Source organism: Burkholderia sp. 9779_493, from assembly GCF_015712215.1.
Classification (GTDB): Bacteria; Pseudomonadota; Gammaproteobacteria; order Burkholderiales; family Burkholderiaceae; genus Burkholderia; species Burkholderia cenocepacia.
Genome location: NZ_JACCQA010000035.1, coordinates 61220 through 83884 on the forward strand (window position 1 = coordinate 61220; position 22665 = coordinate 83884).

The window sequence follows — 22665 nt, forward strand, 5'->3', positions numbered from 1 at the left end:
ACGGAATGAAGTGGAGCACACTGGAATAGGCATTCCTCAGTAGCAGGAGACGACCATGAACACCACAACCCGCACCAGCACCGCAGAACGTATCGGCCGCGCCTTTGGCCGTGGATGGCGTGCCTATGCGCGTGGCGAACGGCGGGTATCGAATTGGTTGGTGGCCACAGGGGTGCCTTCGGTTGGTGTCACAGTGCTGCTGTGGGCGGTCAAGCTGGCTGTGCTGGGCGCGCTGCTCTACGCCGCCTTCTGGTTCGCACTCGTGTTGCTGGGAGTCGTGGTGGCGGGATGGGCGGCGGCTGCCAATACCTCGGAAGAAGACGAGTGGCCGTTCACCGACCTCACCGAACTGCGCAAGACACCCGGCTACGATCCCAATCTGTACAACGATACGTCGCACGAGTTGTACACCGACGACTGATCGGCACCGCGCTACTTCAGCTTACCTCCGGTAAGGGCCCCAGCGCCCTTACCGCCTGCTTGGCCGGCGCTCTTGCTGCCATCTGAAAGCCCCTGGATGACGTGCCCGGCCCGAATCCCAACCCAGGTAAGGCTCGCAAGCCAAAAGCCCGGCAAGACCAGGAACATCGTGCCCATGACGAACATCAGGAGCAGGTCGCCAAAGGCATTATTCAGCCCCACCAGTGGATCGAAGTTAGTGTGTGGCCGGTTCCAGCCGAAGCCCCACCCATAGAGCGCATCGAGGATGGTGCTGTCGATCCAGCGTGCGAGTTGGAACCAGAAATCGGTGAAGAACAGCGCGAACTGCACGACGCTGACGGTGACGACCGTCTTCAGGTCATAGGTTCCGACGACCAGTACGAGCGGGATGCAGATGACCAGTGCCATCTTGAGCAAGGCAAGCACCATGGGCAGCGCCTGGCGCACCACGTCCATGGCGGGAAATGCGGCAAGTGCCCCGACCGCCATTCCTACATCCCCCGTGGCCCGCGTCACGATGTTCGGCAGGGTCTTGTCGATCTGGCCGCCGTAGTCGGTATAGACCGAACCCTGGTTGAGCTTCTGCTGTCGCGGTGACGCGATGGTACGGACCACCGAATCGTCCACCTCGGTACGGCTCAGGAACCCGGCCCAGCCCGCCAAGCGATTCAACAGGCTGGGGTCCACCTGGCTCAGCAGCCGTGCCCGCAGGCCGTTGCTGCCATCGGCCCACCACTGCCTGCAGGTCGGGTAACCGCCGCCACTGGCCACCTGCGCAAGCCCTGCGTCGCGGGTGTCGTCATAGGGCCATGACTCGCGCGCCGTGCTGGAACGGTAGCTGTCGTAGTAGCCGCCGGTATCCGTGAAAAACCTCGAACCGATCCAGGTCACGTCGTTCATTTGAGCTTCGTCCAGCTCCGGCCGCGCCATGAACAATTTAGCGCGTGCAGGTCCGTAGCAGTCGTGTGTGAAATCGGCCACTTCCTGAGCCAGAACTGGGTCGTTGATGCGGGTAGCGTCGATCTCCATGCGCATCTGTCGTAGGTCTGTCCCGCACGGAATTGCCGCCACCGAGGCGCTGGTGACGGCGCGCGAGAGCGCGTGCATGAAGGCCCACCAGACCGGCACCTTGGCACTCTGGTTGTTGATGGTGCTGAAGGACTGGGACCAGCCGGTATCCGTGGGCTGCGGCACGTTGACCTGGCACTGGGCCGAGCGCGAGCTGTCGTACTGAATGGTGTTGAGATCCACGTCGATGAAGGGGATGCCGGCGAACATCACCACTACGATGGCGACGAACACCCGGTTCTCGATGCGTGCGGCCGAGAGCACGCCCTTGTTGCCTTCGTCGGCACCCTCCGCACGGGCCTTGAGCCATTCCTGCACGATGATCGTCACGAAGGGCAGTGCGAATACCCCGCTGGATACCAGTACCGCCCAGATGCCGTTGTTGACGATCCAGGACACCAGGGTCAGGTAGTACTCCAGGTAGTCGGTCGTGAAAAGCGTCATGGCTCGGCCCTCCCCTCAACCCTGCATCAACAGGCTGGCTTCAAGCGCCACGATGGCAACGACGCCGGCGATCTCGCTGCGCACCAGGCGGCGCCGCGCTTGCGCGTCGTCCTCACGCGCAAGCAGCCGGCGACGCATCCAGACCCAGCCGTAGGCCGTCGCGCCATACAGGCACAGCCGCCAGACCAGGAAGTAGCCCGCTGCTGCCGCCAGCCAACGCTCCCAGCCCGCGACGCTTCCGACGAGGTAGATGCCAACGATGTTGGCGCTCACGGCGACGGCCGCGAGTACCACCGTCCACAGCAGCGCCTTCGCTGCGCGCCGGCTGAACAGCCAGCGCGGGCGCAGCCAGGTCGCACGCATCAGGCTCATGGCCGGCCTCCCGGATTGCCCTTCTGCAACTGATCGAGGCGGTCAGGCACTGGATCGCCTTCGTAGATGCCACGCGAGCCCGCCGCGCGCGTGCCGTGGCGCTGGATGATCGCCATGGGCGAGTTGTTCGCCAGCTCCCGGCGCAGCTCCAGCTCGGTCTTGAGGTTGCGAATCTCGCGATCGAGCGTGTCGCTCTCGTGGTTCACCGCCTCCACGGCGAGCTGGTTGGCCGCCACGTTGGGTTCCTTCTTGCCGGTCAGCAGAGTGCGTTGCAGCAGTAGCGCCTTCTCCAGCACCGACGCCAGCGCAACCTCGGACGCCAGGCGCTGCGACAGGAGGTGCTGATCCGGCTCGTCGCGCAGTGCCTCGACCACGCCGCGCGTGATGGGCAGCGACGCACTGCCGGCCTCCCGCAGGTTTTCGGGCGTCGTGTTCTTCGCCTTGGATACCAGGTCTTGGAGCGCCTGCAGCTTGGCGTCGTACTCCTCCTGGATCAGGGGCGTCAGCCCGACGCCGGGCACCGTCTCCGTCTTGGTGCAGGCGTCGCAGGTGCGCTGCTCCTTCTCGCCGAGCACCCGTGTTGCCCACTCGATGGCCGCCTGCGGCGTGGTCCAGGTTTGGCACGACAGGCTCGTGCAACTGGCCGGAGCGATTGCCGACGTGTCGGTCACCCCGCGGCCATTGACCAGGTTGTAGCCCGCGCGGGTGACGTCACCGACCACCTTGATCGCGGGCTGACCGGAGCCGCCGGCATTGCTTCCCCCGACCCAGGGCACGCCATCGTTGCCACGGCGCGTCTCGGCCTGCTCGATGGCCGAGACGGCATCCGTGCTCGACACTGCATCACGCAACGCCATGCCTTCGGCCATCTGGCTCCAGCCGAGTTGGCCGCCCGCCGTTTCGGCCATCTTTTCGGCCATGGCGCGGCACGTCAGCTTCGAGCGGTCGAAATCCAGCCGCGCTTGCAGAACGCCGTTGGTGAGCAGGTTGTAGAGGCCTGGATCTGCCCGCTGGATGATCAACGCCGGCAGGGACGCCACAGCACTCGTAGCACTCTGGATCACCGAGGACATGATCTGCTGAAAGCCATTGGTGACACCGTTGAGTTGATTCTTCAACGTGGTCTGGATGCTCATGTCGCCGCAGATCAGATTGCTGTTCCAGCCGACACCCACGCCGAGCGAGCGCATGCCGGCTGCGCGACCCATCGAAACGGCGCTGCCGCCGCCGATGGAATACATGACGTCATCGCCGATGACGTTGCCGCTGGTCTGGTAGCCCAGTTGGCCCCAGGCCACGCCGCTTGCCAGAACCAACGCGCCGGTAAGCGCCAAACAGATCCTCTTGCCACGAGCCGGTGGGGAGAACTGCATAGATTCGGAACGCTTCATCGCGACACCTCAAAGGAAATCAACGCTGCCAAGGAACGCCTGTCCACGGCGTTCGCAGCAGGCATACGGCCGCCACAGCGCCCAGGCGTAGTCGCCTTGCTGGGCCTGGGTCAGGAAGCCGGTGCGTGGGAAAACCGTGCAGGACGAGGACAGGACGGGCGTGAGTTCCTGCCACTTGCCAGTCGAGGCATCACCCTCCATCAGCGCGCCGGCGGGCCAGTAGCCATCGCGGGCATTGGCAAGCAGCGGCTGGTACACGTGCAACTGCCCGCGGCGCGTGACGACATCGCCCGCACGCTGGGCCACCACGGCTCCCGATTTGTGGTCGTCGGTCTGGTGTAGGAAGCCGCCGCGGGGATACACGTTGCCCCAAAGGTTCATCGTGGTGCGTGCGCCGACCTCGCGCATGCCGGGAATCAATGCCTCCGGGTAGGCCATCTCGGGCACGTTGTAGCGCCAGGCAAGCGTGTCCAAGGTGCTGAGCAGATACGGCATGAATGCCGTTCCCGCGCCCTCGCAGAAGTAGCCCGAGGACGAAACAAACTGGTTGAACACCTCGACGCCGGGATGGCCGATCACGTCGGCGTTCTTGAATTTCGCGAGATTGTTTTCGTGATCCTCGTTCGTCGTTCCATCGCCGCCCGCTTGGGCGGACGGGTTGGCCGTACTCATCGCCCGGACTTCGACCCACGGGTTCTCGCCCGTGTTGCTGTAGCTGGAGACGACCGCATCGGGAATGTAGTGGCGCACCTTGACAGAGGTGCGCACCGTGCAGCCTCCCCAGGTGCAGTAGAGCCAGTAGCAGATACCCACCACCCGGTACTCCAAGCAATCGGGCGAGGCCACCGAGGCAACGATGGCGGTGGTGTTCAAGGCGTAGCTACCCGTGGCGCTGAGCAGCAGCAAGGAAGCCACGCCAGCCCGCATGCGGCGCATAAGGTCGAATGGCCGCTTCATGGCTGGGCCCTCCGACGCTGCTCAATGCGCGCGACGGCGCGCGCCACATCCGGCTCGCCATAGACCACGTAGCGCTGATCCACCACGACAGCCGGGATGCTGGTGATGCCCAGGCTCCATGCGTCGGTGACGCCTTGGTATGCGGAAGCGATGCGGCGCTGTAGGTCGGCGCCGCCTTGGTTCAGCCGACGCTTGACGGTGGCCGCCGCCTGTTCGGGGGCGGCGGGCAGTTCAGCAGAAAGCTCCGCTTCAATCCGGCGGGCTTCGTCCAGCTCGATCAGCCGCTCGCCGCCCATGGTCTTGACCGGGTGGTGGCTGTCGGTGACGACCAATACGTCGGCCGCGAAGATGACGGGGCTGAACACGGCCAGGGACGCCGGCAGCGCCACAACCAGGCCAAGGGTTCGCCAGCCCGACGCGAACGTGGAAAAGGATGCCGGCATGTCGCGTGCCCCGAAAGTTGATCAGGGCCATAGTCAAACGCGAACCTCATGCCACCCCAACAAACAATGCGCATCGCGGGCTGCCCGCATACCTGCTTGTCCCGCGCCAATAAAAAAACGGAGGCCGAAGCCTCCGCGAGGATCAATGAAGCAATGCGACCGTTACAGCAGGCCGGACTCCGCAAAGGAGAACGGGGAACCCTGGCCGACGATGATGTGGTCCAGTACCCGCACATCGATGAGCGCCAGCGCGGCCTGCAGTTGCTGGGTCAGCATGCGATCCGCGCTCGACGGTTCGGAGATGCCCGAGGGGTGCTGGTGGGCGAAGACCACCGCGGCGGCATTCAGCTCCAGCACACGCTGTACGACGACACGTGGATAGACCGAAGTCGCGTTGATCGTGCCCTTGAACAGCGGCTCGTAGGCCAGCACCTGGTTCATGCTGTTCAGGAACACAGCGGCGAATATCTCGTTGGGCTCAGCGACCAGTTTCAGGCGCAGGTAGTCCCGCACAGCGGCCGGTCGGCTGAGGCACGGTCCAGCTTTGAAAACCCGCCTCTCCAGCAGCACGATGGCTTGCTGGATGATCCAGTCCTCGTGTTGGGCAGCGGTGGCGGAAAGCGACTCCAGGCAGGAGTCGTTGACGACGAAAGACATGGCGAACCTCCAGACGGTGAGATCGGAGGGCGCGCGCCCTGGGAGGGCAAGCCCTCCTGGGGAACGAACAAGGTGCATCCATCACCGCGGCAGCGGTGATCGTTCGCGACCAGGATGCGAGGCGAACGGGTTGCGGTCAGCGCAGCGGACTGCGCCGTAGCCATGAAGACCGGGGCTACCTGGGCATGTCGCCGACGACGTCGGCAGGCATTTCGGATGGGGGTGTGCCGGTCGGACCATCAGCCGCCAGCATGTCCATGGCAGACAACAAGGCGTCGCCCTCGATCGGTCCCTGCAGCAGGATGGCCTGGCCCGTCTGGCGATCGAGCAGGCGCAGTGATGGAGTGGCGGTTACGCCGCTCTTGGTGGCTTCCGCAGCCTGGGCGCGGATAGCCGCACTGGGTCTTTCGCTTGACATGCACTGCTCGATGGCTGGCGTCGATTCGGGGTAGCGCAAGCCATCCGGCAAGCCCTGGCCGTCGCTGCGCGTGTGGGCATAGACCCATTCGACCGCCTGCCAGAACGCGGCATGCCCGCCAGATTCGGCTGCGCATTCGGCCAGACGTGCCTCGGCCGACGCAGCCGGCTCGTGCGCGGCCAGCGGCTGGTGGTGCCATTGCAGCGCCACGTCGGCGTTGGTGCCCACCCACCGCTTGAGCTGCGGGAAATACTCCCGGCAGAACGGGCACTCCAGGTCAGCATAGAGCGTCAGCGTGAAACGGCCTTTGGGGTTGCCCATTAGCCAGGGCGGCCCGGCCACCGGTGCCATGCTGACCGGCGTGGGCGGCTGCGGCGGGGATTCGCCGGGCGACCTCGACACAAGCCAGATCAGCAGCAGCGCGACCAGCACAGCAGCCAATGCCCAGGGCCAGCGGGGCCGCCCGTTGCGGCGGCGGAACGCCTGGACCTGCATCGGAATGGAAGGACGTTTCTGTTCCATGGCGTTCTCCGTCTTACGACAGTTCCAGGGCCGGCGACTCGATGCCGCGCGCCTGGTCGATCTTCTCGGCCACCTTGAAGGCCGCTTCCAGTTCGGTGCAGCCGTAGTGCTGCATGAGCTGGTAGCGCTCGGCCTTCTCTTCGGGTTCGGTCTGCGCCAACGCCAAGTACAGGCTGGGCGGCACGGCGCGGAACAGCACTTCCATGCTCTTGGAGAGGATGACGCCCTCGGTGAATTTCCCCGCCTCCTTGCGCGCAGAAAGCATCAGCGCTTTCTGCGCGGGTGAGAGTTCGCGGAAGCGTGCGATCTTCTCGACCTCATCGGGCGGCATCGACAGGCAGATCCACCACTCAATCATGTTGAGCATGGGCTCCGCGGCACGCGGCAGATCGTCGATATTTTGTGTAGCCAGCCAGAACCAGGCCCCTAGCTTGCGCCACATTTTTGTAATTTTTACGACGTAGGGCGCGAGTAGCGGGTTCTTCGTGATGATGTGGCCTTCGTCGGTCACATTGATGATCGGACGGCCCAGGTACTGGTCGCGCTCGGCGATGTTGTTCACCGTGCTGATCAGGCTGATGTAGGCGATGGAGAGCTGCGCGTTGTAGCCCTCCCGAGCATAGGTCGCGAGATCCACCAGCGTGATGTCGGCCTCGGGCCACGGCGTGCCATCGCGATCGAACATCTCGCCGTCCGTGCCTTGGCAGAACATGTCCATCGCGTCCGCCATCTCCAGCAGCCGCACGCGCCGCATCTCGGGCAGCGTCGGGTCCTGGCCGCGCGTGCGCAGCGCGTTGCGCACGTCGCGCGTGAGCACCGTGCGTTTCTCGGCCACGCAGTGCTCGGCGGCATCGAGGATGCACTGGCGGATCAGCGAGCGATCGGCCCGCGTCATCCGAGCTTCTTCCTTGTCCTCGCCGCCTGTGATCATCAGCCGTGCCGTGATCTCCAGTTCACCCAGCACGTCGCGCTGCTCGTCCTCCTCCATGACCGAGGAATCGGCTGGCAATTCTTCATCCAGTGCATCGGCATCAAGCGTCTGCACGTTGCTGGGCGTTTCGATCAGCCGGCGAGCGTCGGCGAACGGCGCCAGGCTGATGCCTGAGCCAGGAGCCAGCTTGACTCGGTTTACGGTCAGACCCAGGCGCTTGGCGAAGTCGCTGAACAAACCGAAGCTGTTGCCGGCTTCCACGATGAACAGCCGCGGCCGGTAGATGGCCGTGACCTGATTCAAGAGGTTGTTGAGCGTTGCGCTCTTGCCCGAGCCGGTGGGGCCGAATAGGAACAGATGGGCGTTCATCTGCCTGTCCAAGCGGTTCAGCGGATCAAACGTGATCGGCCCGCCACCGCGGTTGAAGAACGTGTTGCCCGGATGGCCCGTACCCTGGCTGCGACCCCACGCCGGCGAGAGATTCGCCACATGCTGGGCGAACATCAGTTGGGTGAACCAGTTCCGCCGATCCTGCGCAGGGTTGTAGCAGCACGGTAGCCAGCGCAGGTAGCTGTTGAGCGGCGCGACTTCATCGTCCTCGCGCACGGGCTGCAACCCCGCGTTGAGCATCACGTTGGCGAGGTCCAGGCCGCGCCTGTCAAGCTCGGCTTCGTCGCGTCCGCGCAGATAGAAGGCCAGCGTGCCGCGGTAGAGCTTGTGCGCGCTGCCGATGAGCGAGCGCGCCTCCTGCACATCCTTGAGCGTCTGCTCCGATGCCAGTGTTTCGCCGACAGCCTTCTTAGCCAGGTGATTCAGGTGCGATTCGAGGATGTCCTGGGGCGTCGCCACCATGGTCAGACACATCGTGGTGTCTTCGGGCATCTGATCGAAAAGCGTGTTGATCGCATCCCCCTTGCGGGTTTCGCCAGTCAGGTGTCCCGTACCGGGCGGCATGCGTAGTCGGTCGGTGACCAGCACACGGTGCGGCATGCCGTCGAAGTACCAGGTGCCGTGCCCGGCATCGGAGCGAGGCTGACCGAAGAACAGCCGTTGGCTGAAATCCCGACCACTCGCCAGCTCGATCTCGCCTTCCTCCACCTCGTCGGGATAGCGGGCCAGCGCATAGAAGCGCTCTCGATCCTCAGCGCTTGGCCCGAGCATCGTGGGGCGTGGGTTGAACCACCGCAGCAACCAGTCGTGAACATCGGCCGCGACCATGCGCCGGGCTTGGATGCCGGCGTTCGCCAGGCCGCCGCAAAGGCGATCGCAGACGATGTTCAGCATTTGCTCGGGTGTCTGGCCACGGCGGTTCGCCTGACCGGTGGCCCGGCGATAGACCACCATGCGCACGCGCCGCGTCTGGCCGCGCCAGCGCAACCGCGTGACCACCGTGTCCTCGAACAGGCCGCCGGGCTTGGCCACCGCGCGCAGGTGGTGGCCGAAGAAGCGAAGATAGAACTCGGTGAAGGCCGTGCCGCGAGCGCGCGGCTGCACGTAGTTGCGCAGGGTCTGCATGTACTGGTCGAAGCTGGGTTCGTCCTGGGCGTAGAGCTGGAGCACCCAGGGGTTCTCGTCCAGCTCATCGAACGAATCCTGGAGCGCGTTTTCGAGCGCGTCGCGGGCATGCGCGAGCCAGCCAGGCTCCCGACCTTCGGTGCCCAGCGGGACCAGCTCGTAGAAGGCTGCGACCGATTGCCCGTCCTCCAGCAGCATGGACTTCGACGGCGGCAGGAACTCCACCCACGGCAGCAGCTCCGCGAACGACTGCGCGACGTCGTACAGCGCCTGCTCGTCCGCCACGGTCGCCGGCTTGCGGCCCTGGATCGTCGCTCCGGGTTCGGCGATGCCGGCCTGGCGCAACGCCTCGACGTGGCGCTGCCAGCCGTCCGGCTGCTCGTCATTGCCACCATCGGATGCAGCCAGCTTCGGCCAAGGGAGTTTCCAGCGCATCAGTAGTCCTCCACGCGCTCGCCCGGCATGGCGTACTGCACGCGCTGGTACAGGGGGAAGACTGTCGTGTAGCCCGGAACCGGCACGGGGTCGGTACCCGCCAGGTGCGGGTACACATACATGACAAGGTCGGGGTTCGGCAGGCGGTGGAACTGGCGATAGACCTCGTTTCGCGCCGTGCGCGTGTAGCGCATCTGTTCGGCGGGTGCGGCCTCCACGTCGGCCTCGGTCAGCGGCCGGCGCAGGCTCTGGCGTGCATCGAGCAATTGCCTGCGCGCCACCTGGCCGGCGCCACCGCTGCCGTCGCCGGCGTTCTGCTGCCAGATGTCCATCATCGTGCTATCGCCGTGCGGGAGCAGCTTTTCCTTGCTGGTGGCACAGCCGCCGAGCACCGCGACGGCGAGGGCCAGCGCCAGGCCCTTATTCAAGTTCGAGAGCATGGCTTTCTCCTGCGCGGTGATCGACCTTGCGGCCTTCGGGATCGAAGTCGATGGCAAGCGGCTTTTCGAGGTGGACGGCGACCTTCGCGCCGGGCTGGACATAGACGGCGGCGAAGGCCTGGCCGTATAGCTTGTTCACCCAGTCGGCCATGTCGCGCACGCCACCGGCCAGGATGCGGCCCACGGCTTCATTGCCCGAGATGCCGACGCTGCCGATGGAGCCGTCGGCGCCGACGTAGGACATCTGGCCGCTGTCGCTGTCGATCAGCGAGGCGACGCCGGCACCGGCGGCGGTAATCAGGGCTTGCGAGCCAAGGTACTGCTGGGCGTTGCTGCGACGCTCCCCGCTGACGCAGGGAATGCCGTATGGGTCGCTGATCCAGCCCAGGCCTCCACTTTGAGAGTTCTGCTGCTGGTTGTTCTGCTGGTTGCCGTCGCGGTCTTCGGGGATGGTGCGGATCGTGCCGTCGTGGAAGACGAAGGTGATGCTGCGTACCTGGCCGCGCACGCACGAGAGCGTCCAGTCGCCCGATGCGGTGCCGCTGAACACGGCACCGGCCACGTCGGGAATGTCGATGCCATTGGCGGTCAGGTTGTCCGATCCGACCAACACCTTGAAGGGGTACGGATCGTTGACGGTTCCGTCGATCGGCACGCGGCCGATCAGCGCCGTCATCGCCACCGACCCCATCAGCGTCGAATTGGTCGGTACGGTATAGACCGCCTTGGCGCTCTTCACGCCTGCGGCGCGTGCGCCTGCGTTCGCCACGGTTTCCGCCGTGGTTTCCAACGTGCTCTGTGCGGGGCCGAAGCTCGTCGGGAAGCTCATGCCGCTACCCGTGCCACGACTGCTGTTGCGCCCCTCGACTTTCCTCGCATCGTCGGGTTCGACCCAGCGCACGCCGCCTTCCATGCCGGCCTCGTCGCCGTCACGCAGCCCCAGACCCACCGGCAGGTCGGCATGGCCGCCGCCACGTCCCCCGATACTGTCCAGGCGCCGTTGCAGGTCGGCAAGCAGCCCTTCGGTCTGCTGGCGCGCGCTGGCTGCCTGCTCTTGGTCGCGACGTAGGTTAGTGCGCTCGGAGTCGAGGGCCGAATTGATGCGCTGGTCAATGGAGTTCTCGCGCTGGCGCAGTCGCTGGTTTTCTTCGCGCTGGGATTTGTTGTCCGAGAGCGCGGTCTGAAGCTCGGTGCGCAACTGCTTCACTTGAGCAACGAGCGTCGCCACGGTGTCGCGCGGGGTATCGCCCTCGATGCCCAGCGCCTTCATTTCCGCTGGAGTGAGCTTGGCGCCGGCATCCGCGGTCGGTGGTGCCGAAGTGCTGCCACCCGAGAACAGCCGGATGGCGACGAACAGCACCAGCACGGCAACCGGGATCATCAGCCACTTCAGGAGTCCATTACTGCGCATGGCGGACCTCCTTGCGGTCGGTGCCATCCTGGGAACTGGCTTCCGGTTGTGGGAGATGCACGGCCGGGTCGAAGCGGTTGACCGCTGGTAGCAGCGATTGCGCCAGGCCACGCCCGCGCGTCACCAGGTACAGGACGGTCGTGTCCTCGGGCGTCCCGCGGGGACCAAGCGCCTCGTGTTGGAAGGTGGCGGTGAGGAAATCGCCTTGCAGCACGCGCGGGTCCAGGGTGATCCAGCCGCTGCTGCTGTTGGTCAGGCGCACGGCGGTCACCCACTGGTCTTCCAGACGCCACGACGCGAGCGCGACCGCGCGCACGGGCAGCGTCGGCATCAGCGTGCCGAGGTCGAGGTCACGGCGCAGGTTCACCCGCATGACGCTCGGCAGCGGCTCCACGGTGCGTAGCGGCGCGTAGAGGTTCTGTGCGGCGAAGCGCGTCAGGACAACCGGCACCGGGGTCTCGCGTCGCGCCGCTCGCGCGCCGGCCTGGTCCTGGGCGCGCGCCGGAGCTTCGTTGTCATCGCCGGGCTGATCGCCATAGCGCGCCGGGGTGCTGTTGCCCTCGACGATGCGCACTGGTTCCAGCTCGGCTTCCCCGTCCTTGGCTGGCTCCGCCGCAATGTCCAGCAGGATCAGCGCGCCCGTGTCGGCGTCCTGCAATTGCAGCCGCGTGGGTTCGATCGGCTCGCTGGCGCGCAGGTACACCGCACCGCCCGCGCTCTGCACCCGCAGGCGCTCGCCGACGCCCGCGGGCACGCCCACGCGGACGTTGCGGTCGATAAACACGACGCGCTCCTGGCCGACCTTCAGCGGCAACGCCAGCGGCATGCGTTCCCAGCGCAGGATCTCCACCGCCTGGACAGCGGGAGCCGCGGCCACTGCCAACAGCCCCAGCAACGTGAGTACAGGATGCTTCATGGGATTTCTCCTTGAGGCGCTTGCGGAGACAGGCCGCCAGACGCCGGGCGCGTCGGCTCCGGCGTGCTGATGCGCTGGGGCGCGCCCTCATAGCAGTCGAGCGCCAGGCCGAACGGGTTGCGGGCAGGATCGACGTCCACCCGCGTGACCTTCACGGGATAGCGCACCAGAGCGCGCTTGACTTGCTCGGCGCCGTAGTACTCGTCGGCGGTGATGTCCAGCGTCACTACCCAGTCGCGGTCGGAAACCACGCGCACGCGGGCCGTGGGGTCGTCGCCGTAGCCGCGGCCGGGGATTTCGTAGATACCGCGCACGCGCTGGCGCAGCTCGCCCGTGCTGCGGCGGTAGTCGTAGTCCGCGCGCAGGAAGGCCTGGCAGGACGGGGTGAGGTACGGCGAGAGCGTGTGGAGGTTGCGCGCGTAGTCCTCTTCGCCATTCGTCGGCCAGCGGTTGAGCGTCTGGAACACGTAGAACGTGAACGCATAGACCGATTCGGGCGGCACTTCCCACCACTTCCTGGTACTGCCGGAGCGCAGGTCAGGCGGAACGTGGATGGTCAGATCGCGCGGAGCGCTCCACCAGCCGCCACCCATGACCAGGGCGACGATGATCAGGGCACCAGTCCCCAGGCGAAGCGTCTTGATGTGCGCCTGCAGGTGGGTGATCTCGTTCTTGAAGCGGCTCATCGCGCGCTCCTTCGGGTGGTCCAGAAGCCGGAACGTGAGATCAGCACATGGCCGCCCACCCAACCCGCCATCAGTGGATGACGTGTCGCAATGCGCCATTGCAGTTGCCGATACAGCCAGGTGTCGGGACGCCCGCGCTTGAGGCGGCGGAGAATGCCGCCGCCGATAAACACGCCCAAGGCCACGCCCAGGACGACGAACGTGGGAGCTAGCGCGATCGTGCGGAACACCCACGACAGCGGCGCGCCGACCAGCAGGCCGGCGCCGCCGGACAAGCCGCAGCAGATCCACAGCTCGTCGGCGGTGAGGCCGCGCACGACAACGGGATGGCGGTTGAGCCGGTGCGGAAGGAACGTCACGGTCCCATCCGCACGGACGTGCTGCTGCTCGGACATACCAGCCTCGCTTACAGGATGCCGGTGGCTTCGGTGAGCAGCCAGATGCCGATCACGAGCAGGACGGCGCCGATGGCGACCGTGAGGCCGAACTGGCCCCACGTCTTGCGGCCGGTGTGGATTTCCGCGTAGGTCCCGTAGGCGTGGTAGCAGACGCCGATGAACATCGACGCCACGACCAGGAGGGCCACGAGCATGATGATGTCGTAGCCGTAGTTACGGATCGTTTCCATGATGCCGTTGCCCGTGCCGCGGGTCGGGTTCTCCAACTGCGGCAGACCCTGCGCGAACGACAGCGCGGGCAGCGCAGCGGCGCCCAAGGCCACGGCGGCGCGCTGGGCAAGACGGGAAGTGAGGATGCGGTTGTGCATGGTCATGCCTTTCAGGTCAGGAGAGGAGGAAGAAAGTCAGGACGAGGTACATCGCGACGAATCGGATGCAGACGCCGAGGAACTGGCGTTGGTTGAGGCGGCTCTCGGACCACCCCACGTAGGCCGTTCGCATGGCCCAAACGCCCCAGACGAGCAGGACCGCGAACACGACGCCGACCAGGACGGTCGCCATCGCTGAAGGTGCGATGCCGCTGTTGGCTTGAAATGCCGAGACCTGGGCGCCGTTCATGGCTTGCCCTCCGCGGTCGTCGGCGGTGATGGCGGGACGACCCGCTCCGTGCGGTAGTCGCCGGTCAATTCGGACGGGTCGCGCGGCTGGGCGCGCGACGGTGTGAGATGGGCCTGGATGCCGGCGCGCACGCGCGCCAGGTCAGCCAGCAGCCTCGGGTAGTCGAAGTGGTAGCGCTCGCCCGGCTGGATGGGGGCATGCGCGGCGCTGTCGGTGACCGTGTGCTCCAGCGCGTCGAGTTGGCGCAGCGCTGCGACCAGCTCCTGACGCTGCGCTGGGGACTCGGCCAACGCCATCGAGGACTGGCCCAACACAAGGACCGTCACGAGAAAAGTGGGCACGCCGCGATGCGCGGCGCGCAGCCAGATCGGAGCCAACATCGCGCCATTCCTGTGTGATCAGCAATGGCTAGATCGTGGAGATCAGGGCTGTTTCAGGCCGCAAACAATAGGAACCTGCGGATGACCGGATTGATCGGCTAGAGGTACTTCTTGAAGCTGCCCGCAGTCAGGCTCACGGCCAGTCCCAGCAAGGCGGCGCTCGGCAACAGGATCAGCAATGGATGCACCGAGATCGGCAGTGCCAGGTACGTGATCCACGGCAGCACGGCCAGGGGCATAAGGCTGGCTTTCGCGCGGTGGTAGATGAACCCGGATTCGCGGCCCGCGCCGAACCTGCGCACGTCGCGTCGTACCAGACCATCAATCAGACCGACGAAAGCGGCCGTGAAGATCAGCGGCAGCGTGAGCACCAGGACCAGCAGGCGCACTAGGAAGGTCAGCGTCGTGAAGGCCGCGGCGATCAGGTAGCTCTCGGCCCAGACATAGACTTGGCTGATGTAGTAGCGGAAGTTGCGCGCCTGCTCGTGGCTGGGTGCGCGGACGCGCTCGGCGGTCTGGCTCATGCGCGCCAGCAGCCCGGAGCGAACAAACACCCATTCGTAGCCTGTATCCACCAACTCGTGCGCTGTGCGCCCCGGCTCCTGCACGACCACGCTGCGCGTGAAGTGGCTGGACAGGTGTCCAAGCTCGTACTGCAACATCTGCTGGGAATGGCGCCAGCCCTGGTCCTTCCAGAACAGGTGCATGCCGACGCACTCCACCACGATCGAGAACAGCAGCGAGCCGATCAGCACTCCAAGCAAGCGAAACGGCAAGGTGACGGTGCCGACGATCAGGCCCTGGCGCTGGTTCTGCTCCCGCTGCGCGGTCGATGCGGCGTCCTTCATGGCGCGGCCTCGTCGGCATTGTGGTCGGTGGCGGTGGCCACCGCAGCAGACTCGGCTGGAGCCGCATCATCCAGCAGGTCATCGGGCAAGGCCGCATTCTGCAAGGTCGGGGAACTGGTGAACTCCCACCACTGCGTAGCCTCGCTGTAGCTCTGGCGCATGTACCCCGCCAGTTGTTGCAGGTCCGCCGGCATCACTTCATCCGGGTCTGGTATCGGCAGCGGCATGCGAACCTTCCAAAGCTGGCCGCCCTGCAGCAGCGCGAAGCACTGGCCTTTGGGCAGGCCGACTACGTGCGATGGCTCGATCATCGGCACGCTGGACATGCTGATGCGGTCCTGGGTGTTCGACGTGAAATCCGTCGCGCCGCGGATGTCCGAACTGTCGGTTGCCCCTGAGACGATGGTAGTGGTATAGACCTCGACCTTCGGCAACTGCCGCGTCAGCAGTTCGGCGGTGGCCGTCTCGCGCACGCGCAGCATGAACAGGTTGTTGAAGTTGCCGATCACCTGGCCAGCTTTCGCGCGGTTGCCGATGCGGGCCTCGATGTCCGAGAGGGTCTGCGTGTACGCGGTGACTTGCAGCCCGGCGCCGCCGCCTTTGTTGATAAGCGGCACGAATTCGTCACCCATGAGTTCATTGAATTCGTCCGCATGGACGTTGATCGGCACGCGCGCGCCAGCAGAGGCGTCCGGCAGGCCATCGTCGATCCCGTGCTTGTAGATATGGCCCGCCACCGAAACCAGGTCGGAGAACATGGAGTTCCCGACCGCTGCGGCAACCTCGGCGTCGGACAGCGCGTCCAGTCCCACATAGACGATGGCGCGCTTCCTGATGACTTGCATCCAATCGAAGATCGGGCGCGGGTCGGCCAGGTCGGAATAGTTCGGTGCCAGGAGCTGCGCGATCTTGCCGCTCGTGAGCTTTTCCAACAACGGCAGCAATGACGCGACGATCTTGTCGAAGTAGGTCTTGTCGTACCGAACTGCCGAGCGCAGTCCGTCGAGCACCGGGTCGTAGTTGCGCGCCTGGGAGAGATACTGCTCCAGCGCAACCACGCGCTTCTCGCGCCCGATCATGTTGCGCGGAATGTTCTTCTCGTTGAGCTTGGCCTCGATCTGGACGATCACCTCCCAGGCCTTGGGCTCGGTCTTGGCGAAGTAGTGCTGGGCGTACTCGATAAACAGCGCGTCGATGTTGATGACGTGCCGCTGGATCAGCATGTAGTCCGGGCGCTGTCCCAGTTCCACTAGGGCACGGGCAATGATGTTGACGAAGCGCCACGCGAACTCCCTGAAGGCCGCGCTATTGCCTTCACCGGAGAGTTGCCCTGCGATACGGGTGGCGACTTCCGAGATGCGACCGAATCGGCCCACCGCGTTGTAGCGGGCGCTAATCTCCGGCCAGCCCAAGTGGAAGATGTAAAACTCGCCTTCACGGCCCGCGCGCTTGGCCTCGACATACATGCGCTTCAAGAGGTCCGCATCCCCTTTGGGGTCGATGACGATCACGACTTCGTGTTCGCCGGCAGCGCTCTTGCGGCGGATGTCCTGGGTCACGAACAACTCGGCCAGTCGCGTCTTGCCCACGCGCGTGGTGCCCAGCACCAGCGAGTGCCCGACACGCTCGCCGAGCGGTAGGCTGACGTCCACCTCGTCCGGTTCGATGCCGTGCAGGCGTGGCAGGCCGCCCACAGGCGGCAGCGGACGCACCGGGTTGAAAGGCACATCCCAGCCCGTGAGCGCGGACAGCCGGGATAGCGGGAACGGCGCGAACTCCAGCCGCTCCTCCAGTCGCCGTGCCAGCCGGTAGGCAGGCGTCGGCTCGACGTATCGGCGGAACTCCGGCCGGTACGTCTGCATCAGCCTATGGGTGTGTTTTTGTTCCCACAGGAACCCGCGCCCGATGAAAAGCCGCTGCTGGCTGACGGGCACGTCCTTGCTCGTCATCACGTAGCGCGACAGGCGGCGGATGTTGCGCCGGTAGCGCAGGATCACGCGGGCATCGCGGTAGCGGATCGCGCCATAGGCGCCGAACGCCAAGGCGCTGCCGACGCCCATGGCCGGGCTCAGCGCGAGCGACCATGGGGCCACCAGGGACAGAAACGCGGCGCCTGCACACGCTGCGACGGTGTATAGCTCCACCGCTGGGCGTAGCAGAACCTCGACCGGCTGTTTCCCCGACATGGCTTCATTGCTCGATGCCGGTGGCCGTGATCAGCGCCGGGTAGTGCCGCAGGCCCAGGCGATCGGCCAGGTCGTCTCCGGCTACGGGCGCAAGCGGCACGCCCGGCACCAGGGCACGCAGCCGTGCCAGGCCCTGCGCGGTCTCGACATTGACCACCAAGCCGACCGCGCCGCGTTCGCGCAAAGCAACGCTGCGGCGCTGCAACCAGGCCCGGGAGGCGTCGTCGTCGCCGATGACCACGAACGGCCGCAGGCCGGGCGCTTCGATCACGCGCCGCGCGACGGTGCCGGGCGTGAGCTTGGCGCTGCGCACCGGCAGCATCGCTGTCTCGTCCGCGGGTGTGGCGGGAACCTGTGGCGTCGGAATGGGGGGACGGGCCGGGACATCGGCGCGCGGCTGGAGGTTGAGGGCCTCGTAGTACGGCAGCGCCGACGTGCCACCGCGATCTTCGACCACGATCAGCGGATCGCCGGCACGCGATGCCAGCGGCAGTCCTGCCAGCAGCACAAGCAGGCCCCGCAGGGCCAGATGGGATTTCGTCATGGGGAAGTCTCCTGGCGCGCGGCGAGCACCGCCGCGTTTGGACGTGCGCCCTGCACACGCGCGAGATGGCGCGACACGCTGCGCCGGTAGCGGGCGGCGGGTTCGCCGCCCGCAGGACGGTGGTAGCGGCCGATCGCGAGCAGCCAGTCTTCGCCGGACGTGTGCTGCTCGTTCAGGATTTCAGCGGCGATGGCGAGGTTGCGATACGGGTCCAGCAGGTCACACGCGCTGGTGAAGCGGTGCTTGTGGTAGCCGAGGTTGATCTGGCCCAGGCCTGCATCGATGCGCGTGTGAGGCGTGGCGCGCATTGCCTGTTGCAAGCCCGAGCAGGCATCGGCGCGCGTGGCAAAGCGGCGCGACTGGCCGGCGACATTGAGGGACCACGGCCACGGGACGATGCGCCCGTTGCGTCGAACTCCGCTCTCCTGCAAGGCCACGGCGTAGAGCACGGTCGAGGGGATGCCCGCCCGCTGGGCGGCGAGCTGGTAGGCGGGTGGCGGAATCTCCTGGGCATGGGCGGCGCAGGCGCACAGGCCGGTAGCGAGCACCAGTGCGCGCAAGAGCTGCGAGACGGAGGTGGCCGCTACGGCTGGCGCTGCCATTGGCCGTTCACCTCGCGCACAGTCGCGGGCAAGTCACCGGGCAGGCCCAGCGACAGCCAGCGGCCACCGTCGTGGTTGAGGGTAATGCTGCCGCTGCGCACGCGTGCCGGGTCGATCTGCGCGCGCTTGGCCCAGTCGCGGATGCGTGCGTCGTCCTGGCGGCTGCCCACCATATACAGGTCGAACTCGGCACCCGAGGATTGCAGCCGCTGCACGAGCTGCCCACAGACCGCGCAGCCGTCCTTGACGAACACCGCCATGCGACCGCTGCCGCGCGCGGTGCCGGTGCCCGGCCCGTCGTCGGGCAGGTTCACGCGCTGCATGCCGGGGTTCAGGCGCTGCCAGGCTTCGTCGTAGGCACGTTGGTAGGCGAGCAGCTTCTCGACGCGGCGTGCCTCGACTTGCACCTGCAGCTCTGCATAGCGCCGCCGTTCTTCGTCGGTGCGTGCCTCGATGCCTAGGGCAGACAGCGGGTCCAGGTTGGGCGAGTAGATGCCCAGCGGCCCATCCATCAGCTCGCGGTAGCGCGCCCATTCCTGGGGTTGGAGGCCCCAGTTGCTTGCTACTCGGTCGTCCAGGACGCGGGCGGCCAGCGGGCGCTCCTGGCTCTGCGCATTGCGGGCGGGAGCTGTGGCTGGCTGCTGCGCCCACGCGGGCCACTGGACTGAAGCCAGCAGGAGTGCGGAAAGGATGATCGACGGCTTCATGTCGTGTGCTCCGATCAGGGAATCGCCACGCGACGGGTCTGGTCGCCGGCTTGGAACACCGCGGCGCTGCCATCGATTGCCTGCAAGCGCCATGGACCGACCGCATCACCGGGCAGCAGCACCTGTAGCTGGTCGGGCGTAGAGTTTCCACTGCTCGGCACGACGGACACGCTGAGCTGGCCGGCGCGCAGTTCGGCGCCGACGATGCGGAACGGCAGTGGCGGCGGTTCAGGCTTGGCGGCGGGCTTGCTCGATGTGCGCGGCTGGGTGGGTGTTGCTGCACGCGCGGCGGTCTGGCGCGTCTTGATCTGCTCGATCTCCGCGCGCAGCGCCTGAAGGTCGTCGGCGGCTGCGTAGCTGCTCAATGTTTTCTCAACCTGGGAAGCGCGTGCTTCCAGGATTTGGCGGGTTTCTTTGAGGTCCGCCGCCGTTGCGACAGGCGGACGCTGCTGGATGGTTCCGATGGTCTCAGCCAGGGCCACCGTCTGCGCTTCGAGGCGTTGCAAACGGGAGTCGAGCCGTTTCTCGTCGGCCTGGTCGCTCATCGCCTGGTAGCCGAGGGCCACGATGACGCTGAGACCGAGCAGCCAGAGCCAGAGCAGGCTTTGCATCACCACGGCGACAGCCGGGCGCCGCGAAGATTGGGGAGTGTTCATGGCTGGCCGCCTGGAATGGAGGGCATCAGTGGGAAGGTCTGCACCGCATCGGCGGCGGCCGGTTCGGGCATTGGTTCGATGGCCACGCTGTCGCCGGGCCGCTCGAAGCAAATCTGTCGTGCGCGGTCATCCGCGTGCAGTTCCCAGGCCGGACCAGCCAGGGTGAGCAGCGCGTCGCGCAAAGTCATGGGACCGAGATGCAGGTGCGCCGCCGGCAGCGGCAGTGCATACAACTCGATCACGGCATGTGCTGTTTGACACAGGCTGTAGCCGCTGCGTTTGAGCACATGCCGCAGCCCATCGCCGACCGTGACGCGGGCATCCGCCGGCATCGAAACATCGATGGTCTGCAACAGCAGGTCGCGCTGCGCCGCCGTGGGGGCCAGCTCGACCAACGTGTAGCGCCCGTAGCGCACAACGGGGATGTACTCGGGTGCTTCGGGTTCGGGCGCGGTCGAGACTTCCTCGAAGGCATCGGGTGCGTGCGGTGCAGTCGTTGTCGCGCAGCCGCCAGCCAGTACCAACCAAAGCAGGCCGAGAAATCCCGCCAGCAGGCGGCGTTCGGGATGGTGAAACCACGGTGGAGAGGGGCACATGGCGCGTCGTCCTGAAACATCGAGCCCTCACCATCGCCGCTCGGGTCACGAGCAGCAGCAAACAATGCGAACCAGGCAGCGCCCGATTTCCCGACAGCCTCACTCCAAAGAAAAAGGCCCCCGAAGGGGCCAGTGAAAGCGCAGATCGGACTCTGCCGAATCAATCCCGAGCCAGCTTCAAGCCGGGATCGACCTGTGCCAGTTGGGCATGCGCCCAGCAGCGCACGAGCTGGCCGTTCTCGCCGAGCGGCCGGTCCGCCACCGCCGCCGAGTACTCGTCGGTGTCGCTGGTGTCGTAGCAGACGACCTTGATCTCGCCGGTGTCGCAGCGGATGGAGTGGATCTGGCCGTCGGTCATATCGACCACGACGACCTGCGGGGCAAGGCCCAGTTCGCGGGCGGCCGACAGGATGGGGCCATATTCGGCAGCGTCGAAGCAGACGAACGGCCCTTCGTACCGGGCTTCTTCGGCCAGATCCTTGGCTTTGTAGTAGTGGGCACCCTGATCGTATTCCTCCTGGGTGGTTCTGACCTTGAAGACCGGCATGTCGGGGGTGCCGGAAACATCGACGCAGGCAACAGCGACTTGCATCTCGATCTCGCCGCCGTCTGCGGGTTCGATCGAAGGGGTGTTGGTGTTCATGGAAATCTCCTTGAAATGAAAATGCGTAGCCATGCCCGCGAAGAACACGGGCATGGCTACGAGGTAGGAACAACAGAAAGCCGGCGGCACTAGGCCGGCGATGGCGTGGGGGTCAGGCGGCGACCAATTGCCGGGCCAGTGCGACCTCGACGGAATCACCGTCCTGGTTGAGCACATCCAGCCCCGATTCGGGCACGTCGCCCGAGGTGGACTGCGAGACCATGATCTTCTTGGCCATCAGCTCTAGGCAGGTCATCTGCGAGGAACCGGCGTAGCCGAGGTAGATCACGCGCACGGACAGCTTCTGCCCGATGCGCCAGGAGCGGCGTGCCGCCTGCTGCAGCGAGTACACGTTGTAGCCCGACTGCATGAACACGATCGTCGGAAACTCCAACAGGTCCAGTCCCGTTTTAACCAGCTCGGGGTTGGTGATGAGCACATCGATGCCACGGTCCAGTTGCTCGGCGATCCAGTCCTCGCGACGGCTGGCATCCACGCTTGCGCGCAGCACCGCCACCCGAAAACCTTCTTGCTCTAGCAGCACCTTCAACCGGCTGGTCGTGTCGCGTGTGCCGGTATAGACCGTGTAGGCCAGGACCTTGCGCCCCTGCGCCTTCTCCTCTTTGCAGATGTCGATCAGCTCGCGCTCTTTCGGCGTCAACTCGAACTCGTTGAACTGAGCCGGGACGAACGCCAAGGTGTTGCGCGTGCGCGGATGCACCACGGTTTCCGACCGGAAGCAGCAATCTGGCCAGGCCAGCAGCACGTTGAGCACCACACCCAGCAAAGTCGTATCGCGTCGTGCAAGAGCCTGTTTCAGCTCCGCGGTCAGCCGACCCGCCAGATCGCGGTAGGCCGCGGCTTGCGCCGTGTCCATCGCGACTTCTCGGAACTCCTCGTCATACGGCGGCAGGACGTTGCCGCCGATGTCCTTGAGCTTGAGGAAGATCGTGAACGGCAGGATGCAGCGCAAGACGCCCTTGGGGCCGAAGCCCGGGGCCTTGACCGTGCGCACCGATACCTTGGTGCCCTTGGCCGTCTTGTGCGCCGTGCCGGTGCTCTCGGAGTAGATGTCCTTCAAGACCCCGTGATCGCGCATGAACGCCATCGCGGCCGAGGTCATGCTGCCGCTCGTGGTCGGGCGGTAGCCGTCTTCGATCATCCGCCCCGGAAGGGCTCGGAACAGCAGGTAGAACAGGTCGTCCCCGTAGCCGCCCATCAGCGTGCCAGTCAGCAGCAAGGTCTTGCGAGCCTTCGCTGCCAGCACACCCATGGCCTGGCCTTGGGCACTGCCGCCGTTCTTGTACTCGTGCGCCTCGTCGGCGATGAGCAGGTCGAACGTGCCTTGCGGCAGGTAGTCGGGTAGGGACAGGCCATTGCTGGCCCATCCCCCCCTAAGAACCGTACGTGAGAGTTTCCCCTCATACGGCTCAAGCCTTT

Annotated in this window: 26 protein-coding genes; 1 reads left to right on the plus strand and 25 read right to left on the minus strand. The window is 65.8% G+C overall.

What is annotated here, in order from left to right; translation table 11 throughout:
• Positions 1–55 precede the first annotated feature (55 nt).
• Complete coding sequence (locus H0X95_RS28450) at positions 56–421, plus strand: DUF3742 family protein (protein WP_023093424.1); 366 nt, start codon at positions 56–58, stop codon at positions 419–421.
• Positions 422–432: 11 nt separating this feature from the next.
• Here the strand turns inward: H0X95_RS28450 and H0X95_RS28455 are convergent, their stop codons facing one another.
• The 25 genes from H0X95_RS28455 to H0X95_RS28575 all read right to left on the minus strand — a co-directional run.
• Positions 433–1953 carry a conjugal transfer protein TraG N-terminal domain-containing protein gene (locus H0X95_RS28455; RefSeq protein WP_023093425.1) on the minus strand — a complete coding sequence of 507 codons (1521 nt, stop codon included), beginning with the start codon at positions 1951–1953 and terminating at the stop codon, positions 433–435.
• A gap of 15 nt (positions 1954–1968) precedes the next feature.
• Positions 1969–2319: a hypothetical protein gene (locus H0X95_RS28460; RefSeq protein WP_432419698.1), complete on the minus strand. Its 351-nt coding sequence runs from the start codon at positions 2317–2319 to the stop codon at positions 1969–1971.
• Positions 2320–2321: 2 nt separating this feature from the next.
• On the minus strand, positions 2322–3716 hold the full coding sequence (locus H0X95_RS28465) for an integrating conjugative element protein (protein ID WP_023093427.1): 1395 nt from the start codon (positions 3714–3716) through the stop codon (positions 2322–2324).
• 9 nt (positions 3717–3725) lie between these two features.
• On the minus strand, positions 3726–4673 hold the full coding sequence (locus H0X95_RS28470; protein ID WP_034084949.1) for a TIGR03756 family integrating conjugative element protein: 948 nt from the start codon (positions 4671–4673) through the stop codon (positions 3726–3728).
• A complete protein-coding gene (locus H0X95_RS28475; RefSeq protein WP_023093429.1) occupies positions 4670–5116 on the minus strand; it encodes a TIGR03757 family integrating conjugative element protein in 447 nt (148 codons plus the stop codon). The genes H0X95_RS28470 and H0X95_RS28475 overlap by 4 nt, the downstream gene beginning before the upstream one ends.
• Positions 5117–5278: 162 nt before the next feature.
• Positions 5279–5773 carry a JAB domain-containing protein gene (locus H0X95_RS28480; protein ID WP_023093430.1) on the minus strand — a complete coding sequence of 165 codons (495 nt, stop codon included), beginning with the start codon at positions 5771–5773 and terminating at the stop codon, positions 5279–5281.
• Between the two features lie 175 nt (positions 5774–5948).
• Positions 5949–6713, minus strand: a complete 765-nt coding sequence (locus H0X95_RS28485) for a DsbA family protein (RefSeq protein WP_023093431.1) — start codon at positions 6711–6713, stop codon at positions 5949–5951.
• Positions 6714–6726: 13 nt separating this feature from the next.
• Positions 6727–9594, minus strand: a complete 2868-nt coding sequence (locus tag H0X95_RS28490; RefSeq protein ID WP_023093432.1) for a conjugative transfer ATPase — start codon at positions 9592–9594, stop codon at positions 6727–6729.
• A complete protein-coding gene (locus H0X95_RS28495; RefSeq protein WP_009459662.1) occupies positions 9594–10034 on the minus strand; it encodes a TIGR03751 family conjugal transfer lipoprotein in 441 nt (146 codons plus the stop codon). Before H0X95_RS28495 ends, H0X95_RS28490 begins: the two co-directional genes overlap by 1 nt.
• Positions 10015–11445 (minus strand): TIGR03752 family integrating conjugative element protein, encoded by a 1431-nt coding sequence (locus H0X95_RS28500; RefSeq protein WP_023657222.1) that lies wholly within the window; start codon positions 11443–11445, stop codon positions 10015–10017. Before H0X95_RS28500 ends, H0X95_RS28495 begins: the two co-directional genes overlap by 20 nt.
• Positions 11435–12361: a TIGR03749 family integrating conjugative element protein gene (locus H0X95_RS28505; RefSeq protein WP_023093434.1), complete on the minus strand. Its 927-nt coding sequence runs from the start codon at positions 12359–12361 to the stop codon at positions 11435–11437. The genes H0X95_RS28500 and H0X95_RS28505 overlap by 11 nt, the downstream gene beginning before the upstream one ends.
• Positions 12358–13047 carry a PFL_4703 family integrating conjugative element protein gene (locus H0X95_RS28510; protein WP_023093435.1) on the minus strand — a complete coding sequence of 230 codons (690 nt, stop codon included), beginning with the start codon at positions 13045–13047 and terminating at the stop codon, positions 12358–12360. Before H0X95_RS28510 ends, H0X95_RS28505 begins: the two co-directional genes overlap by 4 nt.
• Positions 13044–13442, minus strand: a complete 399-nt coding sequence (locus tag H0X95_RS28515) for a TIGR03750 family conjugal transfer protein (protein ID WP_023093436.1) — start codon at positions 13440–13442, stop codon at positions 13044–13046. The genes H0X95_RS28510 and H0X95_RS28515 overlap by 4 nt, the downstream gene beginning before the upstream one ends.
• 11 nt (positions 13443–13453) lie before the next feature.
• Positions 13454–13813, minus strand: a complete 360-nt coding sequence (locus tag H0X95_RS28520) for a TIGR03745 family integrating conjugative element membrane protein (protein WP_023093437.1) — start codon at positions 13811–13813, stop codon at positions 13454–13456.
• A 16-nt stretch (positions 13814–13829) separates the two neighbouring features.
• Positions 13830–14063, minus strand: a complete 234-nt coding sequence (locus H0X95_RS28525; RefSeq protein WP_009459672.1) for a TIGR03758 family integrating conjugative element protein — start codon at positions 14061–14063, stop codon at positions 13830–13832.
• Entirely contained in the window at positions 14060–14443 is a 384-nt protein-coding gene (locus tag H0X95_RS28530; RefSeq protein ID WP_023093438.1) for an integrative conjugative element protein, RAQPRD family, read from the minus strand. Before H0X95_RS28530 ends, H0X95_RS28525 begins: the two co-directional genes overlap by 4 nt.
• A gap of 98 nt (positions 14444–14541) precedes the next feature.
• The gene (locus H0X95_RS28535; protein WP_023093439.1) at positions 14542–15291 is read right to left on the minus strand and encodes a TIGR03747 family integrating conjugative element membrane protein; all 750 of its coding nucleotides are present in this window, start codon (positions 15289–15291) and stop codon (positions 14542–14544) included.
• Positions 15288–17477 carry a type IV conjugative transfer system coupling protein TraD gene (gene traD, locus H0X95_RS28540; protein ID WP_023093440.1) on the minus strand — a complete coding sequence of 730 codons (2190 nt, stop codon included), beginning with the start codon at positions 17475–17477 and terminating at the stop codon, positions 15288–15290. Before traD ends, H0X95_RS28535 begins: the two co-directional genes overlap by 4 nt.
• Before the next feature lie 4 nt (positions 17478–17481).
• Positions 17482–18021 (minus strand): integrating conjugative element protein, encoded by a 540-nt coding sequence (locus H0X95_RS28545; protein ID WP_023093441.1) that lies wholly within the window; start codon positions 18019–18021, stop codon positions 17482–17484.
• Entirely contained in the window at positions 18018–18623 is a 606-nt protein-coding gene (locus H0X95_RS28550; RefSeq protein WP_023093442.1) for a transglycosylase SLT domain-containing protein, read from the minus strand. The genes H0X95_RS28545 and H0X95_RS28550 overlap by 4 nt, the downstream gene beginning before the upstream one ends.
• On the minus strand, positions 18605–19330 hold the full coding sequence (locus H0X95_RS28555) for a TIGR03759 family integrating conjugative element protein (protein ID WP_023093443.1): 726 nt from the start codon (positions 19328–19330) through the stop codon (positions 18605–18607). The genes H0X95_RS28550 and H0X95_RS28555 overlap by 19 nt, the downstream gene beginning before the upstream one ends.
• Positions 19331–19344: 14 nt before the next feature.
• Positions 19345–19986 carry a hypothetical protein gene (locus H0X95_RS28560; protein WP_023093444.1) on the minus strand — a complete coding sequence of 214 codons (642 nt, stop codon included), beginning with the start codon at positions 19984–19986 and terminating at the stop codon, positions 19345–19347.
• Complete coding sequence (gene pilL2, locus H0X95_RS28565; RefSeq protein WP_023093445.1) at positions 19983–20582, minus strand: PFGI-1 class ICE element type IV pilus protein PilL2; 600 nt, start codon at positions 20580–20582, stop codon at positions 19983–19985. The genes H0X95_RS28560 and pilL2 overlap by 4 nt, the downstream gene beginning before the upstream one ends.
• A gap of 160 nt (positions 20583–20742) precedes the next feature.
• Complete coding sequence (locus H0X95_RS28570; RefSeq protein WP_023093446.1) at positions 20743–21225, minus strand: hypothetical protein; 483 nt, start codon at positions 21223–21225, stop codon at positions 20743–20745.
• 112 nt (positions 21226–21337) lie between these two features.
• On the minus strand, positions 21338–22665 hold a 1328-nt coding region (locus H0X95_RS28575), incomplete at its 5' end, for a helicase-related protein (RefSeq protein ID WP_269060593.1).